The sequence below is a fragment of the Mesorhizobium sp. BHbdii genome, from assembly GCF_053848045.1.
In genome coordinates this window covers 284,534-299,975 of the sequence record NZ_JBSPKX010000001.1, presented here as the reverse complement: position 1 = coordinate 299,975, position 15,442 = coordinate 284,534, and the positions used below count along the sequence as shown (strand labels likewise).

Annotated in this window: 14 protein-coding genes and 1 pseudogene; 8 read left to right on the top strand and 7 right to left on the bottom strand. The window is 62.3% G+C overall.

Translation table 11 applies throughout. The features are described from left to right. Positions 1–14: 14 nt before the first annotated feature. From ACWTU8_RS01400 to otnK, 4 genes are read left to right on the top strand one after another with little or no spacing between them, the layout of a single operon-like run. On the top strand, positions 15–1,328 hold the full coding sequence (locus ACWTU8_RS01400; protein WP_455846740.1) for an MFS transporter: 1,314 nt from the start codon (positions 15–17) through the stop codon (positions 1,326–1,328). 30 nt (positions 1,329–1,358) lie between these two features. Next, positions 1,359–2,303 carry an L-threonate dehydrogenase gene (gene ltnD / locus ACWTU8_RS01395; RefSeq protein ID WP_455846739.1) on the top strand — a complete coding sequence of 315 codons (945 nt, stop codon included), beginning with the start codon at positions 1,359–1,361 and terminating at the stop codon, positions 2,301–2,303. A gap of 18 nt (positions 2,304–2,321) precedes the next feature. Then, positions 2,322–3,140: a 2-oxo-tetronate isomerase gene (gene otnI / locus ACWTU8_RS01390; protein ID WP_455846738.1), complete on the top strand. Its 819-nt coding sequence runs from the start codon at positions 2,322–2,324 to the stop codon at positions 3,138–3,140. Further along, the gene (otnK, locus tag ACWTU8_RS01385; protein WP_455846737.1) at positions 3,137–4,414 is read left to right on the top strand and encodes a 3-oxo-tetronate kinase; all 1,278 of its coding nucleotides are present in this window, start codon (positions 3,137–3,139) and stop codon (positions 4,412–4,414) included. The genes otnI and otnK overlap by 4 nt, the downstream gene beginning before the upstream one ends. A gap of 205 nt (positions 4,415–4,619) precedes the next feature. On the opposite strand, the pseudogene ACWTU8_RS01380 reads toward otnK, so the two are convergent. Continuing rightward, a pseudogene (locus tag ACWTU8_RS01380) lies at positions 4,620–4,763 on the bottom strand (DUF1857 domain-containing protein); the annotation flags it as partial. On the opposite strand from ACWTU8_RS01380, the gene ACWTU8_RS01375 reads away from it, so the two are divergent. Further along, positions 4,728–4,895 (top strand): hypothetical protein, encoded by a 168-nt coding sequence (locus ACWTU8_RS01375; RefSeq protein ID WP_287095009.1) that lies wholly within the window; start codon positions 4,728–4,730, stop codon positions 4,893–4,895. The pseudogene ACWTU8_RS01380 and the gene ACWTU8_RS01375 sit on opposite strands and share 36 nt — an antisense overlap. On the opposite strand, the gene ACWTU8_RS01370 is transcribed toward ACWTU8_RS01375, so the two are convergent. From ACWTU8_RS01370 to ACWTU8_RS01360, 3 genes are all read right to left on the bottom strand, one after another. After that, positions 4,892–6,736 (bottom strand): CHASE2 domain-containing protein, encoded by a 1,845-nt coding sequence (locus ACWTU8_RS01370; RefSeq protein ID WP_455846736.1) that lies wholly within the window; start codon positions 6,734–6,736, stop codon positions 4,892–4,894. The two genes, ACWTU8_RS01375 and ACWTU8_RS01370, sit on opposite strands and share 4 nt — an antisense overlap. Further along, entirely contained in the window at positions 6,736–10,386 is a 3,651-nt protein-coding gene (locus ACWTU8_RS01365; protein ID WP_455846735.1) for a tetratricopeptide repeat protein, read from the bottom strand. The genes ACWTU8_RS01370 and ACWTU8_RS01365 overlap by 1 nt, the downstream gene beginning before the upstream one ends. A 604-nt stretch (positions 10,387–10,990) precedes the next feature. Beyond that, positions 10,991–11,971, bottom strand: coding sequence for a quinone oxidoreductase family protein (locus ACWTU8_RS01360; RefSeq protein WP_455846734.1), 981 nt, complete (start codon positions 11,969–11,971; stop codon positions 10,991–10,993). Between the two features lie 97 nt (positions 11,972–12,068). Between ACWTU8_RS01360 and ACWTU8_RS01355 the strand changes: the two genes are divergently transcribed. Next, entirely contained in the window at positions 12,069–12,476 is a 408-nt protein-coding gene (locus ACWTU8_RS01355; RefSeq protein WP_128344374.1) for a winged helix-turn-helix transcriptional regulator, read from the top strand. Positions 12,477–12,538: 62 nt separating this feature from the next. Here ACWTU8_RS01355 and ACWTU8_RS01350 read toward each other — a convergent pair whose 3' ends face one another. After that, positions 12,539–13,144, bottom strand: a complete 606-nt coding sequence (locus ACWTU8_RS01350) for an NADPH-dependent FMN reductase (RefSeq protein ID WP_455846733.1) — start codon at positions 13,142–13,144, stop codon at positions 12,539–12,541. A gap of 92 nt (positions 13,145–13,236) precedes the next feature. Here ACWTU8_RS01350 and ACWTU8_RS01345 point away from each other — a divergent pair, with 92 nt between their 5' ends. Beyond that, positions 13,237–13,605, top strand: coding sequence for a winged helix-turn-helix transcriptional regulator (locus tag ACWTU8_RS01345; protein WP_029350030.1), 369 nt, complete (start codon positions 13,237–13,239; stop codon positions 13,603–13,605). 49 nt (positions 13,606–13,654) lie between these two features. On the opposite strand, the gene ACWTU8_RS01340 is transcribed toward ACWTU8_RS01345, so the two are convergent. Beyond that, positions 13,655–13,969 carry a hypothetical protein gene (locus tag ACWTU8_RS01340; protein WP_455846732.1) on the bottom strand — a complete coding sequence of 105 codons (315 nt, stop codon included), beginning with the start codon at positions 13,967–13,969 and terminating at the stop codon, positions 13,655–13,657. Between the two features lie 149 nt (positions 13,970–14,118). After that, positions 14,119–14,514, bottom strand: a complete 396-nt coding sequence (locus ACWTU8_RS01335; RefSeq protein ID WP_287336882.1) for an acyl-CoA thioesterase — start codon at positions 14,512–14,514, stop codon at positions 14,119–14,121. Positions 14,515–14,869: 355 nt separating this feature from the next. Here ACWTU8_RS01335 and ACWTU8_RS01330 point away from each other — a divergent pair, with 355 nt between their 5' ends. Further along, the gene (locus ACWTU8_RS01330) at positions 14,870–15,289 is read left to right on the top strand and encodes a YybH family protein (protein WP_455846731.1); all 420 of its coding nucleotides are present in this window, start codon (positions 14,870–14,872) and stop codon (positions 15,287–15,289) included. Positions 15,290–15,442: the final 153 nt, after the last annotated feature.

Here is a 15,442-nt window from a genome sequence, read left to right as displayed (position 1 = left end):
ATGGGAGGAAACAGATGACGATACTCACCCCGACCCTTCCGGCTGAGGCCGGAGCAGAAAACGACATCAAAAGGATTGCCTACAGAAAAGTCTTCTGGCGCATCGTACCGTTCCTGATGCTGTGTTATGTCGTTGCGTATCTCGATCGCGTCAACGTGGGCTTTGCCAAGCTGCAGATGTCGACCGATCTTGCCTTCAGTGAAACCGTCTACGGCCTTGGCGCCGGCATCTTCTTCATCGGCTATTTCCTGTTCGAGATCCCGAGCAACGTCATCCTGCACAAAGTAGGGGCACGCGTCTGGATCGCCCGCATAATGATCACCTGGGGCCTGATTTCGGCCGGTTTCATGTTCACTGCATCTGCCCCGATGTTCTACCTGCTGCGCTTCCTGCTCGGTGTCGCCGAGGCTGGTTTCTACCCCGGCATCATCCTCTTCCTCACCTACTGGTATCCCTCGCATCGGCGCGCCAAGATCATCGCGATATTCATGTCCGCGATCCCCATCTCGGGGATTTTCGGTAATCCGCTTTCTGGCTGGATCATGGATTCGTTCCATGGCAGCAACGGCCTTGCTGGCTGGCAGTGGATGTTCCTGATCGAAGCGGTTCCAGCAATCCTGCTCGGCATCGCAGTCTTTTTCTTCCTTGACAACGGCATCCGTCACGCCAAGTGGCTGAGCGAAGCGGAGAAGCAGGCGATCGAGCGAGAGATCGCCCAGGAAGAGCACGGCAAGGAACGCTCACACTCCGTCGCCGGCATTTTCCGCGATCCCCGGATCTGGCTGATGTGTCTGATCTATTTCTGCTTCGTAATGGGCCAGTACGGATTGACGTTCTGGATGCCCACGCTGGTCAAGGCGACGGGCGTCGCCGGCAACCTCAACATCGGACTGATCAGCGCAATCCCGTTTATCTGCGCTGTGATCGCCATGAACTTTTTTGGGCGCAGCGCCGACAGATATCGCGAGCGCCGCTGGCACTTGGTGGTTCCCGCTCTCTTTGGAGCAGTCGGCTTTGTGGTTGCAGCTACCTCGCCCGATCCCACCATCGCGATTGCCTTTCTGTCGCTGGCCGCAGCGGGTGCGATCACTTGTGCGCCGCTGTTCTGGTCACTGCCCACAGCGTTCCTCGGCGGAACTGGTGCTGCGGCTGGTATTGCGCTCATCAATTCGGTCGGAAATCTCGCCGGCTTCGTCAGCCCCTATCTCGTTGGCTATCTCAAGGATCTGACAGGAACGACCCAGGTCGGCATGTACGCGCTGGCCGCAATTCTAGTGGTCGGCGCGATCCTGGTTCTGACGGTCCCACCCAAACTGGTAAACCGCTAGCCGAACGGCCTCATGCAGGGAGTTTCCATTATGACCACCAACGACAAGCAGAAGGATATCCCAGCTGCAGCCGCACTACGGGTCGCGGTTATTGGCCTCGGTTCGATGGGATTTGGGATGGCGGCATCGCTTCGCCGCGCCGGGTTCGAGGTGACGGGCTTCGACGTCAACGAGCAGATGGTGGCGCGCCTTGTCGCCAACGGCGGGCGGGGGGCACAAACTCCCGCCCAGGCCGCCCAGGCCGCGGACGTCGTGGTTTCTGTCGTCGTCAACGCGGCGCAGACCGAAGCGATCCTCTTTGGTGCGGATGGAGTGGCCGAAACCCTGCCAGATGGCGCGGTGTTCGTCTCCTCAGCCACCGTGGATCCTGACGTTGCACGCAATCTGGCCGCTCGGCTGGAAACCACCGGACGGCTCTATCTCGACGCGCCAATCAGTGGCGGGTCGGTCCGCGCGGCGGAAGGCGCCCTCACCATTCTGGCCTCCGGCAGCGCCGCCGCCTTTGCCAGGGCGCGGCCCGCACTCGACGCGATGGCAACCAAGCTTTATGAACTTGGAGATGAACCGGGCGTCGGCGCGGCATTCAAGATGATAAACCAGTTGCTCGCCGGTGTGCATATCGCGGCAGCGAGCGAAGCCATCGCCTTTGCCGCACGGCAAGGGCTCGATATTCGCAAGGTCTACGAGGTCATCACTGCCTCGGCCGGCAATTCATGGATGTTCGAGAACCGGATTCCGCACGTGCTCGACGGCGACTATGCCCCACGCAGCGCCGTCGACATTTTCGTCAAGGATCTCGGTATCATCCAGGATATGGCGCGCAGCGCCAAGTTCCCCGTGCCGGTCTCGGCCGCAGCGCTGCAGATGTTCCTGATGACCTCGGCGGCCGGGATGGGGCGCGATGACGATGCCTCGGTCGCCCGCCTCTACGCAAGGATCACGGGCACCGACTTGCCCGGCGAACCGCAAACCTGACCAGGACCGGACCCAGCCATGCCACGCTTCGCCGCCAATCTCACCATGATGTTCAACGAATGGCCGTTCCTCGACCGGTTCGCTGCCGCCGCCGATGCCGGCTTTGAAGCGGTCGAGTTCCTTTTCCCTTACGAGCATAGACCCGATGCGATCGCGGAACGCCTCGCAAAGAACGGTCTTAGCCAGGTCCTGTTCAACCTGCCGCCCGGTAACTGGGCTGCCGGTGAGCGTGGACTGGCCTCCCTGGCAGAACGGTTCGACGAGCTTCAGGTCGGCGTTGAAACAGCGCTCTCCTACGCAGAGGCGACCGGCGTCAAGCGCCTCCATCTCATGTCGGGGACTGCCTCTCGCGACGACAAGGAAGCTGTCGAGGCCTACCGGAAGGCCATCGTCTGGACGGCCGGGAAACTTGCCGACCGAGGCATCGATCTCTTGATCGAGCCGATCAACGGCCGTGACATGCCGGGTTACTTCCTCAACGACTTCGGCTTCGCAGAAGCTCTCGTCCGCGACCTGGCGCTACCCAATCTCAAGCTGCAATTCGACATCTACCATCGCCAGATCATGCATGGTGACGTCACCATGGCGCTTCGCCGGCTGATGCCGCTCATTGGTCACATCCAGATCGCCAGCGTGCCTTCGCGGCATGAACCGGCGACAGGGGAACTCGATGATCACTTCATTTTCGACGAGCTGGACCGGCTAGGATATGCCGGCTTTGTCGGCTGCGAATACCGGCCGAGGAGCAAGACGCTCGACGGGCTCAGCTGGCTCGCTCCCTATACCGGCGAGCGCCAGCGCCCAATTTCCGGTGCCAAGCGTGGAGTTCTACCATGACGCTCTCGCTCGGCTGCATCGCGGACGATTACACCGGTGCCTCGGACCTGGCGAACACGCTGGCCAAAGAGGGTCTGCGTACGATCCAGACCATCGGAATTCCCACGGACGACCTGGCTTTGCCCGAAGTCGATGCGATCGTCGTTTCGCTGAAGATCCGGTCGATCGCCGCATCTGAGGCGGTCGAACGTGCCCGTGCCTCTGATCGCTGGCTGCGCGAGCGCGGCGCCGATCATGTCATGTACAAGATCTGTTCCACCTTCGATTCGACTGACAAGGGCAATATCGGCCCGGTGCTCGATTCCCTGCGCGCCGATACCTGTGAAGCAACGGTGCTGGTGACGCCGGCCTTTCCGCAGACCGGTCGCACCGTCTATCAGGGCAATCTGTTCGTCGGTGCGGCGCCGCTCAACGAAAGCCCGCTTAAGGATCATCCGCTCAACCCCATGCACGATGCCAACCTGGTCCGCGTTCTGGCTCGGCAGAGTGCTGCGGCCGTTGGACTCGTCGATCTCGCAATCGTTGCGCGTGGCGCGGAGGCGATCGTCGAGCGGCTGGCACAGCTGGCCTCCGATGGGAACGGAGCGGCCATCACCGATGCTGTGTTCGAGAGCGACCTCGAAGCAATTGGCGCGGCTGCGCTTCGTCAGCGGTTGTCGATCGGAGCCTCGGGTTTGGGATTGGGTCTTGCCCGCGGCCTGATCGCGGCGGGCACCGTACGTCACCACGAGCGGACTGCTGTTTATGGCAAGCAGGTCGCGGGACCAGCAGCTGTTCTTGCAGGAAGCTGTTCACAGGCGACTTTGCAACAGATCGCCAAAGCCGAGCAGACAATGCCCGTCCTGCGGCTCGATCCGGAAAAGCTTATGAACACGCGAGAGGAGGCAAAGCTTGCCCTCGATTGGGCGGCCGAGCGGATGGCCCGAACTCCCGTCATCATCGCCAGCAGCTCGAATCCGGATGATGTATCTAGGCTGCAAACTCGCTACGGACGCGATGCGGTCGGCCAAGTCATTGAGCAGTCCCTTGCGGCGATTGCCGAAGGCCTGGTGGAACGGGGCGTGCGCCGCCTTATCGTCGCGGGCGGAGAGACATCCGGCGCGGTGGTCGACCGGCTTGCCATTCCCGCATTTGGCCTCGGGCAGGAAATCGTTGCGGGCGTGCCCGTGTTGCACAGTATTGGAGGTCGTCACGGCGACATGGTGTTGGCTCTTAAATCGGGAAATTTCGGCGGCGAAAGCTTCTTCGCGGACGCTTTGGCCATCATGGCATAAGCGCCGTGGCAGCTCTGGGGCCGTTTCCAGACGGTCAGGTTTCGGATGCGGCTCAGGGATAGCTGCCGTTCATCCAGGAGGCGCTGGCGCAAATATCCTGACGCGTCGTCGCGAATGTCGTCACGATCGCGATAGGCGCTCTTCATGTAAGGAGGGCGGGCCTGCCTGCTGGAAATGAGACAGGCCACCGGTCGCTCAACCCGTTTTACAGCGAACCGTCCGCCAGCAACTCGCGGTTGAGTTTCAGCGTCGAGAGGAGGGCGGCCTTGTAGCCCTGGTCGCCGCGCAGGCCGATGTAGCAGTAGAACCGAAGTTGCAGTTCGCCGGCATCATCCTCGAACAGTTCGTTGCGTGCATCTTCGATCCGGACAATACCGGCTCCGTAAACGTCGCCCTGAAATGCCGTTATCGCGAGATAACCAGAACGAGCTACAAGGGGTCGCCGACAATCCTGTTCGAACGCGAACGGACAACCGCCTAACTTGCGGCTGTCGAAACCGGTGCGCTTACCGCCGCGGGGGCATAGACCATGGTAGACTCGCCGCGCCCCTTTACGGTGATCTCGCGCAGCGGGGTCAGCGGAATCCTGTCTGACACCAGTTCGGCGGTCGCCCGGCCGATCACCAGCGGAACGCCGAGATCCTTCGAGGCGCCCTCCAGCCGCGATGCCAGATTGACAGCGTCGCCGAGCGCCGAATAGTCGAAGCGCTGCTCCGATCCGACATTGCCGACGACGCATTGCCCGGTGTTGACGCCGATGCCGATGCGCAGCGCAATCGGCGTTTCGCCGCGCGTTTCGGCCTCCGCCTGCAATTGCGCGTTCAGCCGATCTAGCGCGGCGAGCATTTCGAGGCTGGCCTCCACCGCATGGATGGCGTGGTCTGGATCGTCCAGCGGCGCGTTCCAGAATGCCATCAGGCAGTCGCCGATATATTTGTCGATGGTGCCGCCATGCGCCATCACGACGTCGGAAAGCGGCGTCAGCAGCCGGTTGATCAGCGTTGTCAGCCGCTCGGGATCGCCCTTCATCGCCTCCGCGATGGTGGTGAAGCCGCGAATGTCGCAAAAGAGAATGGTCAGCGTGCGGACCTCGCCGCCAAGGCGAAGCTGCGTCGGGTCGCGCGCCAGGCGTTCCACCAGGGCCGGCGACAGATATTGCGAGAAGGCGCGCGTTATGCCGCGCCTAAGCTTCCGCTCCGCCGCGAAATCGCGCGCCGCCTGCGCGCTTGCGACAAGAGTAAAGGCAAGCGCTGGCGCCAGCGGCGCGACGAAGACACGGCCGTAGCGCAGCGCCATATAGCTGCCGGCGAGGAGCGCCAGCACGGCAACCACAGCGCCGGCCAAGGTCTTCCATCCGGTCGACTTCCAGACGGCAAGAACGCCAATGCCCGCGCCAAGCAGGATCGAGAGAATTGCCGCCCATGCCAGGGGGCGCGCGATGAACAGCTGATGCGCCAGATTGTCGAAGACCGTCGCCTGGATCTCGACGCCGGAAACGAGCCTGCCGGTGCGGATGGTGAACGGCGAGGCGTGGACGTCGGCGCCGCCTTGCGACAGCGTCGGCGCGTTCTGCAGGCTGAGCCCGACCATGACGATGCGGCCGCGGAAAAAATTCTCCGGCAGGAAACTGTCGGGATCGAGCGCCTGATAGTAGGAGACGGTCGGATATGTGCGAGACGGGCCGAAGGCCTGCAGCAGCGCGTTTCGCGGTACAGTGGCCGGCCGGCCGGCGGCGTTCAGAAGCTCTGCCGCAAAGCCGTCGCCATAGCCCGGCACGCGCCGCAGGATGCCGTCGCCGTCGGGCGCGATTGAGGCGATGCCGGTTGCGGCGCCCGTCGCGGTGAAAATGGCCAGCGGCTCGACCCGGACATGCTGGGCGGCCTGCTCGGTCTCGATGAATGTCTCGTCGCCGGCCAGAACCACGTCCGGGCCAAGGCTCTTGACCAACGCTTCGTCCGCGGCCGGCGTCGACGGCTCGGCAAAGATGATGTCGAGCCCGACGGCTTTCGCTCCAGCGCGGCGCAGAGCCTCGACGAGCCGCCCGTGAAGATCGCGCGGCCATGGCCATTGCGGGCCGATCTCGGCAAGCGAGGGCTCGTCGATGGCGACAATGACCGGCCCGTCATCGGGCGGGGGCGGCGGCGAAATGGTCGAGAGATAATCGAAAGCGCGCGCCTCGACGAGCTTCCATGGCGTGAGCAGGGACAGACCAGCAACCAGTAGCACGGCGAGGACCGCGATCGCAAGAATGCCGTTGCGGCGGGAGGGGGTTCCGGGCGCGGAAGCGCCAAGGCCCTTCCACCACGGCCCACCTGCAAACATCAGAACCGGACCTTCAGCGAACCGACGATGCTGCGGCCCCAGCCGGGGGTGAACGATGCGACCTGAAAATCCTCGTCGAACAGATTGTACGCGGCAATTTCGAGTTCAAATCGTTTGTCGAAAGGTTCCCAGGTCAGGAAGGCATCCGTCGACCAGTAGGATTCGAGCTCAGTCCCCGCCGCATCGCCGGTGCGTGAGCCGACATAGGTTTCGGCCAGCGTGACCTTGATGTTGGACGGGTGAACCCAGGTCAGGCCAAACCGCGCGGACGTTTCGGGGACAAAGGGCAGCGGGCCGCCGAAGCCTGGACTTGTCGGATCTTCGTTCTCTGAATCGGCGTAGGCAAAGGTCGCGAACGCGCCGAAGCCGTTGCCGATCCAGACGTTGGCCGTGGCGCTGATCCGGTCGAGCCGGCCCTCGCTGAGATCGATTGTGGTGGCGGAAGCCGGAACGCCGATCGAAAGTTTCTCGAATTCCTGATGCTGGTAATCGACGGCCGTAAAAAGGCGGCTGTTCCACTCGGCGTCCCAGCGCGCGGCAAACGTGTCCGAAAAGCCGTCGACAGCTAGAGAATTCTGATTGGATTGCAGGCCGAGTATTCCGACCGGCGCCAAGGTCGCCGACGTTATGAACGAGCCTTCGCGCAGGAACCCGGCGCGTAGGTAATGGCCTTCGAAAGGCGTCCAGGCGACACCGAGGCGAGGCTCCAGGCGTTGTTCATCAATCGTGCCACCGTCGAGATAAGTGCCGAATAGGGCTCCCTCCACTTTGAGATTGGGGTTGAACTCGTAGACGGCGTCGAAATAGACGCGCCCAATGGCGACATCGACTGCCGTAGTGGATTCGGATATGATTGTGTCCGGGATAAACGGAAACACGAAAGAAAACGTTTCGTCTTTTGAGACTTCCAAGAGTCCGCCCTCACCTCCGTATCGGAGAGTCAAGTCACCGGTTCCGTAGATGTGATTGAATGCGGCGAGATAGGATTGCTGGCTGGTCTCACTCTCCAGAATGAATCCTGTTTCCCCGAAGCCGATTTCCTCCAAGCGGGTTCTATTGCTTCGATCCGTAATGTCGGTCGCAAACAGCGCCGCGCTGGCAACGTTCTGGTAACCAAATGTATGGCTCCAGGCGACCCCGGCGTTGCCGGTTCGGGTGTCGCCGGAGTCGGCATACGTTCCTCCCAGCGGCAGAACGGTAGGGTCCAGCACTGTGCTTAGGTCGAACTCGAAGTCCTTGACATCGATATACGCCACCACCCGGTCATTCGGCGTCGGCTTCATGGCCATGTAGCCTGTGCCGGTGATCGACCGGTCATCGAGATCGAACTGGCCGGTCGCTGGATCATCGCCGCGACGCGTGTCGGTCTCCAAACCGTTGATCCTGCCGTAGAAGCTCCAGGGAAAGGGAGCTGCTTGATACCCTTGGGTTTCGATTTCGCTGTTCCAACCCAGATCGCCGTCATCGGCGACAAAACCCCCGCCGACGGTGGTTTCGATGAAAGGTCGCCGGAGGATGTTGGCGCTCCTCTGGCGGCCGGCCAGCATTTGCGGGTCGAGCATCAAGCCTTGGAAAAAAGATGAGAAGCTGGTTGCATTAGGGCCCGGTTCCGTCGGCACGTCGCCGAAACGCAGATTGTTGACGAAGGGATTTAAGCTACCGGCAAGCGCCTGGTCGACATAGCCGGAGCCGGTGAAGGGATCGAAAACCGCGTCGCCGTAGTAGCGGCCCCAGGCGTTGAGATTGAGTAGCCGGAACGCGTCGTTCAACGTCGAGCCGGTGTCGCGATTGGCGCTGAGGGCGGCATAGTCGCCGCCGCGCGCTCTGGTGCGCTTCAGCGCTTCCTGTGCGCTGGCGATCGCCTTGTCGGCTTCGTACTCGTCGATTGCAACCGCCGTGCGGAAGGATGAAATCACCGGATCGTTCGGATCAAGGCGGTCGGCGTTTTCGATAGCCTGTTCGGCGGGTTCCAGCTCGCCGGCTTCGTAATAGGCGACGGCAAGCAGCAGCAATCCATTGGAATAGGCCGGATTGGCGGTCGTGCCGGCGAGCAGGTCGTCACGCGCTTTGTCCAGTTCGCCGGTCTGCAGATAGTAGCGGCCGCGCGCAACCAGCCCGATGTCGAACGCCGGATCGACTGCGAGCGCCGTGTCGATTTCGGCCTTCGCTTCGGCCGTGCGGTCCTGCTCGAGATAGATGATGGCGAGGTTGGCGTGGGGGACAGGATCTTTCGGGTCGAGTTCGATAGCGCGCTTCAGCGCCGCCTCCGCCTCGCGAGTGGCGCCGCGCGCGCTCTGAACGAGGCCGAGAGCGTTCCAACTCGCCGAGCCGGGCGCCAGCTCCACCGCGCGCTCGAGGTCGGCAAGCGCGCCTTCAAGATCGCCCTTGATTCCGGCCCGATAACCGGCGCGTGCTTGGAGCGCGATCATATTATCCGGGTCGAGCGACAAAGCGCGATCGATTGCAGCTTCCACCTGTTCGCGGTCGTCGAGCAGGAACGCAATTTGTGCCCTGAGGGCGGGCAGCGTCGGATCACCGGGATAGCGCCGTTCGGCTCTTTCGAGAACGGCAATTGCAGCTTTGAGGTCGACCAGAAATCCGGCCGTCAGAGCCTCGGCGATGGCCGCGGCGACGCCGGCATCCGCATTAACCGGCGGAGCTTCGATATGGCTGGGGTCAGCCAGCGAGCGCGCATAGTAGCCGCCATAGCGCGCCATGACACGCCGGCTGGGATCGAGATGCGGCGCCGCGCGTTCGAACAGATGCGCCGCCTCGGCATAGCGCTGTTCGGCGCCGGCGATCAACGCGTGGATCAGATCGAGCCGGGCTTCCTGAGCGCGCGTCAGCGGGAATTGTCGCGCCTGCCTGGCCGCGTCGCGCGCCGCTTCCCGCCCTTCAAAGTCAAGATTAACCTCGGCCAATGTCACCCAGTCCTCGGCGGATCGGGACGACGGCTCCATCGCCTTTATCCTGGCGCGCGCCTTGCGCATGTCCAGGCTCGACAATGCCGATGCTGGCAGGACGGTGAAAGCGTCGCGCAAGGAGTAGTAGAACAGCATCTGCTCGCGGTCGTCCGAATCGACGATGACGACCTTCGTCGGCGCCGAGCCGATGGTGGCCGCCGCGGCTTCGCCTTCGGCGACGCTGACCGAGCCGAATTCGTTGGCGAGTTCTACCGTGCCTTCCAGCACGATCAGCGAGGTGCGGCCGTTGCCGTCGACGGTCATCGTCCAGTCGGTGCCGCGGATGGCGGCGGCGGCGGCGGGCGTGTCGATGGTCAGCCCTTCGCCGCCGCGCTCTGCTCGCGCCCAGATGGTGCCGCTCTCCAGCTTGAACTCGGTGTCGGACGCCGCGCCGATCTTTTTGACCAGGAGCGTCGTATTGCGGCCAAGCCGCATCTGGGTGCGGTCGGCAAACAGCACTGCTAGGCTGCCGGTGGCGTTGGTGCGCAGATAGTCGCCGGGGACGACGTCCTGCCTGAGATCGACCACCTGCCAAGAGGCGAATTCTAGGAAGCGCACTTCCTCGCCCGATTTGCGGGCAATGACCGACCCGGCCGCCGGCTGGTTGCGCGGCACGACATCGGCCGCCGCCGGCTGGATGCCGACGAGCGCCGTCAACAACAGCGAAAAACTTACCGGCCCCCGCATCGCAGTTCTGAAGCGCGCCCCCTCTTCGTACGGCTTTATGACGGTTCATTCATCGAACTGTCAAATACTCCGTTGCAGCAGATCGCCGAACACGGCAAACGTTGCTGCCCGGACACACAGCATCGGAAAACAGGCGCTATGTCCGGGCGGCTGTGACCTATAAGCAGTTGAGTGAAGGGAGTTCAAAGTGGGACCATCTTCGTCGCTTGAAAACCCGTGGCTGACCGAAGCCAGCTGCTTCTGGACAGCGTCGTCCAGACTGTGAAAAGACTGAGGGCGTAGCCCTCCGCAACTCCGCTTTGGGTGACTCCGACCAATGCGCGAAGGGCAGCTTTGAAGGAGCGCCCTGAAGGTCGCGTTATGGCGCAACAACGATGTCCAAGGTGGTCACCGGCAACGTCCGCTATCGGGCAACAGCTAAAATCACCTCAACGGCCGACATCAGGCGCAAAGCGGACAGGTTCCACGATTGGCCTGTGCGCAGTTAATCGTCGACCACGATACTAGAGCGGTTCATCGTTTCACGGAAACGCCGAACCGCTCTATCTCTTTGTTTTTGCGCAATTCCGGACGGAAAACCGTTCACACTTTTCCTAGAATTGCTCTAAGGTATCAGCACGACCTTGCCGGTCGAGCGACGCTCCTCCAGCGAGCGATGTGCTTCGGCTGCCTGGTCGAGCGGATAGCGGCCGCCCTGCGTCACGGCAAACTGGCCGCTGGCGGCCAGGTGGAAAAGCTCCGACAGGCCGGCGCTGAGGCCATCGGCAGAGAGCAGCGGAAGCAGGGCAAAACCTCGCAAGGACTGGTTTCGGGTGATCATCGCTTCCAGTTCCGCAGCGCAGATCGCGTATCTGCCCAGCGCCGCAAAGACCAACTCTCCGCAAGTCGCGAGAGCTTGCAGCGACGCCGCCGTCATCGGGCCGCCGACAATGTCGTAGACGACATCGACGCCGGCGCCGCCTGCCGCTTCCCGGACACGCGCGGGCCAATCCGACCTGCTGTAGTCGACCGCGGCATCGGCTCCAAGCGACAGGGCAAGATCGAGCTTGGCCCTGCTGCCGGCGACCGCGATCACGGTGCTGGCGCCCTGGCGTTTGGCGAGCTGGACAAGCAACGAGCCGACACCGCCCGCGGCTGCAGTGACCAGCACCGATTTGCCGGCTGGCGGGCTTTGCCGCAGCAGATGAAAAGCCGTCAGCCCCTGCACCATCAACGCCGTCGCGTCTTCGAACGAGAGCGCGTCGGGCAAAGGCACGGCCAGCTTTGCGTCGATCGTGACATAGTCGGCATAGCCGCCAAACGGGCGCTTCGAAGCGAACAGCGGCGCCGCGACGCGTGTTCCGGTCAGCGAGATGTCCACCCCTTGACCAAGCGCCTCCACGGTCCCGGCAGCCTCGACGCCGAGAATGACAGGCAAGTCCGGCGTCACCGCGTAGCGATCCCCGCGCATCAGCACTTCGAAGAAATTCACGCCGGCCGCGCGAACACGGATCAGCACCTCGCCGGCCTCCGGCAGCGGCTTCGGCATTTCGACGACGTCGAAGACGTCGGGACCGCCGAAACGGTTCAGTTGAATGGCCCTCATGGCATTCACCCATCGCTATGGCATCGGCTGCTGTTTGCCACTATCTGCCTGATCGCGACTACACACTCATTTGTCCCCTGCTGACCAGGAGGTGACCATGGCCAAGCTGGCCAAAAGGCTGCAAACCAAGAGATTGCCTCTGCTGCCGGCGGAACGCGCCCTGAAAGTGATCTCGGGCCGATGGAAGGCTGTTATTCTCTACCATCTCTTCGACGGCCCCCGAAGGCTTTCGGTGCTGAAGACGCTGGTTCCCGATATCACCCAGAAAGTGCTGATCCAGCAGCTTCGTGAAATGGAGGAACACGGTCTTGTCAGACGCGAGATCTTTGCCGAAATTCCCTCGCGCGTCGAATATTCGGCGACGCGACTCGGCCTTAGCCTCGAGCCTATCCTTTTGGCGCTCTGCGAGTGGGGCCAGCACCATGCGGGTGAGCTGAACGAAATGGACCGCCTTGCCGATTGCATCATCAGGCCTCGGCAGCCGCGGCAGCCAGCCTTAGCCTAATCAAAAAGGGGCGACGCAAGCGCCGCCCCGGAATCCTTGGGAGGATTGTTCTGGTCTGCGGTTCAGGCCGCCTTGACTTCCTCGGCCACCGCGTCAGCCTGACGCGCCGCCTTCAGCACTTTGGCCCACCATGCAACGTCGTTGACCAGCGCGGTCGCCGCCTGGTTCAGGTGCTCAAGCTCGTCGAGCTTCTTTTCACCTTGCCTGACGGCGAGGAAATCGGCCCAGGCAATATGGACGGCGGACTTGACCGGCGCCATCTGCACCTCAACCGCATGCAGCCTCAGCTGCTCGACGGCCCGCGCGCCGCCGACGCTGCCATAGCCGACGAAGCCGGCCGGCTTCTTATTCCATTCATTGGCGGCGTAGTCGATCGCGTTCTTCAGCACGGCGGTCGGGCCATGGTTGTATTCGGCGGCGGTGAAGATGAAGCCATCGAACTCGGCGACCTTCTTCTGCCAGCGCTTTGCCACTTCATTCTGCGACGGCGCCCAGGCGGACGATGCGACCTCGTCGAAAAACGGCAGCGGGAAGTCGCGCAGGTCGACCACCTCCACGTCGATGTCGGCATGCGACTTGGCGATCTTGGCGATCCACTGGGTCGGAACGTCGGCAAATCGTGCGGCGCGGGTCGAACCGACGACAATGGCGATTTTGGGTTTGGACATAGAGGGGCTCTCCTTCAGGCAAATTTCTGGTATCGTTTAGATACCTGAGCTATATGAGTGACTGCACTCACGAGGCGCAAGGAGGCACCTTTTTGTTACCAAGGCACCCGCACCGCACCGAGGACTGCCGCGCCATCTCGGAAATCCTGCAGCGCGTCGGCGACAAATGGACCGTGCTCGTCGTCGGCAAGCTCGGTGACGGGCCGCTGCGCTTCAACGAATTGCGCAGCGCCGTCGGCGGCATTTCGCAGAAGATGCTGACCACCACATTGCGTGGGCTTGAGCGCGACGGTTTCGTCACCCGCACCGTGTTTCCGACCATTCCGCCGCGCGTCGACTATGAGCTGACCGATCTTGGCTACGAGCTTCTTGTGCCGGTCGGAGCGCTCGGCGAATGGGCGCGCAAGAACACCGAGCGGGTCAAGGCCGCGCGGGCGAGGTTCGATGGGATTCACGCCTGAAACTCTTGCGCTGCAACGGTTTGTGCGCGGCGTGTAGCTTAGACGATTTCTACGGCTGCATGTGCATTCCGGCCCGCAGACCGGCTTTCGATCCGCTTCGATTTCGGGGCCGATTGACCACCTTGCTTCGATGGCGCAGGCCGCCCCTTTGCCGCAATTGCTCACGCTCATCGCGCCGGTGTGGCACGTCGTTGCAACGCAGATTTCGCACCTGGTCGCTTGCTGATTGAGGGTGTGGTTTTCGGAGGCGCAGCTGGCTTCGGCCTCGTCCTTGCTTGACCTCGGTATAGGCGGTTGCGGCCAGCAGGCAGAACAAGGCTGCAAGCGCGCCCACCAATACGCCGTTCAGCAATCGTTGACGCATTGTCTTTTCCTCATGCACTGCCGGACATGGTCACGAAAATGTGCGAACGCGAATATGAAAAGCATCACACAGCATCGCTGTTCCCATCTCCTTGCGAGAGGCTGGGAGCGGCGTTGCCGTTCGACTTTAAGCCGACGACATCCAGCCGGTCAGCTTTCGGCCGGAACGGCCTTCGGCTTGCCTTCGCCGTCCAGCGCCACCATGACGAAATCGGCATGGGTGACCTTCTCCATAAGGTCGGAGAGATAGCGCTGCGCCCAGGCCTCGACCTTGAGCATCATCGAGGTGCGACCGACGCGCTCGACATGCGTATAGATGCACAGCGTATCGCCGATTTTCATCGGCTTGGCGAACGACATCTCCTTCACCGCCGCCGTCACCACGCGGCCCTTGGCGCGCTCGGCGGCGCGGATGCCGCAGGCCAGGTCCATCTGTGCCATCACCCAGCCGCCAAAGATATCGCCCGCCGCATTGGCGTCCGAAGGCATGGCGAGCGTGCGCAGCGTCAGATCGCCGATCGGCCGTCCATCCGCATAATGCACCATGCGCCAAATCCCTTCGAGATGGATCGTCCCGATCCCGTATCGGGATGGCGATGATGCGTCAACGTGCCGCCAGCCGGCAATGTCGCAGTTTGAAATTCGGCTGTGGTCTCAATTGAGCCGTTCCGTTGCCGATGACCGGGTAGCGGGTGAAGCCGAGTGCGGGAGGTCTCGGCGCTTGTGGCGTCGCCATGCATGTTTATCGCGTCGCCGCGCGCCATGATGATTTCCGTGATTGTTTCAAGTGGTGAACGCTGGTTGTCGGGAAGGACCAACGGTGGTTACCTTGATGACAACGTGGGAGGAACAGCCTGATGCCCGGCAAGCGGGCGAAATGCGGAGATTGGAGGAGCCAGGCATGGAAGCCGTGATTAGGGAACTGCTGGAGAGTCGATCGGCTGCCATGGGCGCCAAAGACATCGAGTGGCTTATGTCCCTTTACTCCAACGACATAGTCTATTTCGACCTTGTACCGCCGCTTCGGTATGTGGGATCCAACGCCCTTCGCGAGCGGTTCCTGGATTGGTTTCCCCGCTGGTCTGGTCCGATTGGCCAGGAGCTTGGCCATCTGGATGTTGCGGCCGGCGACGCGGTTGCCGCCGCCTGGATGCTTATCCGAGCGCGTGGCATCCTGAAAACCGGCGCGAAAGTCGACTACTGGGTGCGCGTGAGCAATGCATTTCGTCGATCTGGAGACAGATGGACGATCACGCACGAGCACGTTTCCCTCCCCGTCGACATGCGGAGCAGGACAGCAGTCTTGGACTTGACCCCATAGCGTCGCCGGAACGACGTTGGACAGGGGATTTCGATGTCGTTTCTTCACGCCTAAAAGCAACAGGACTTGAGGGCCTTTCCACCCGTGCGCCCCCTGATCCGAAGGAATGCAGGAGGCATGCTTTTCCGCGATCGGCAGTCCATCCGCGTAGTG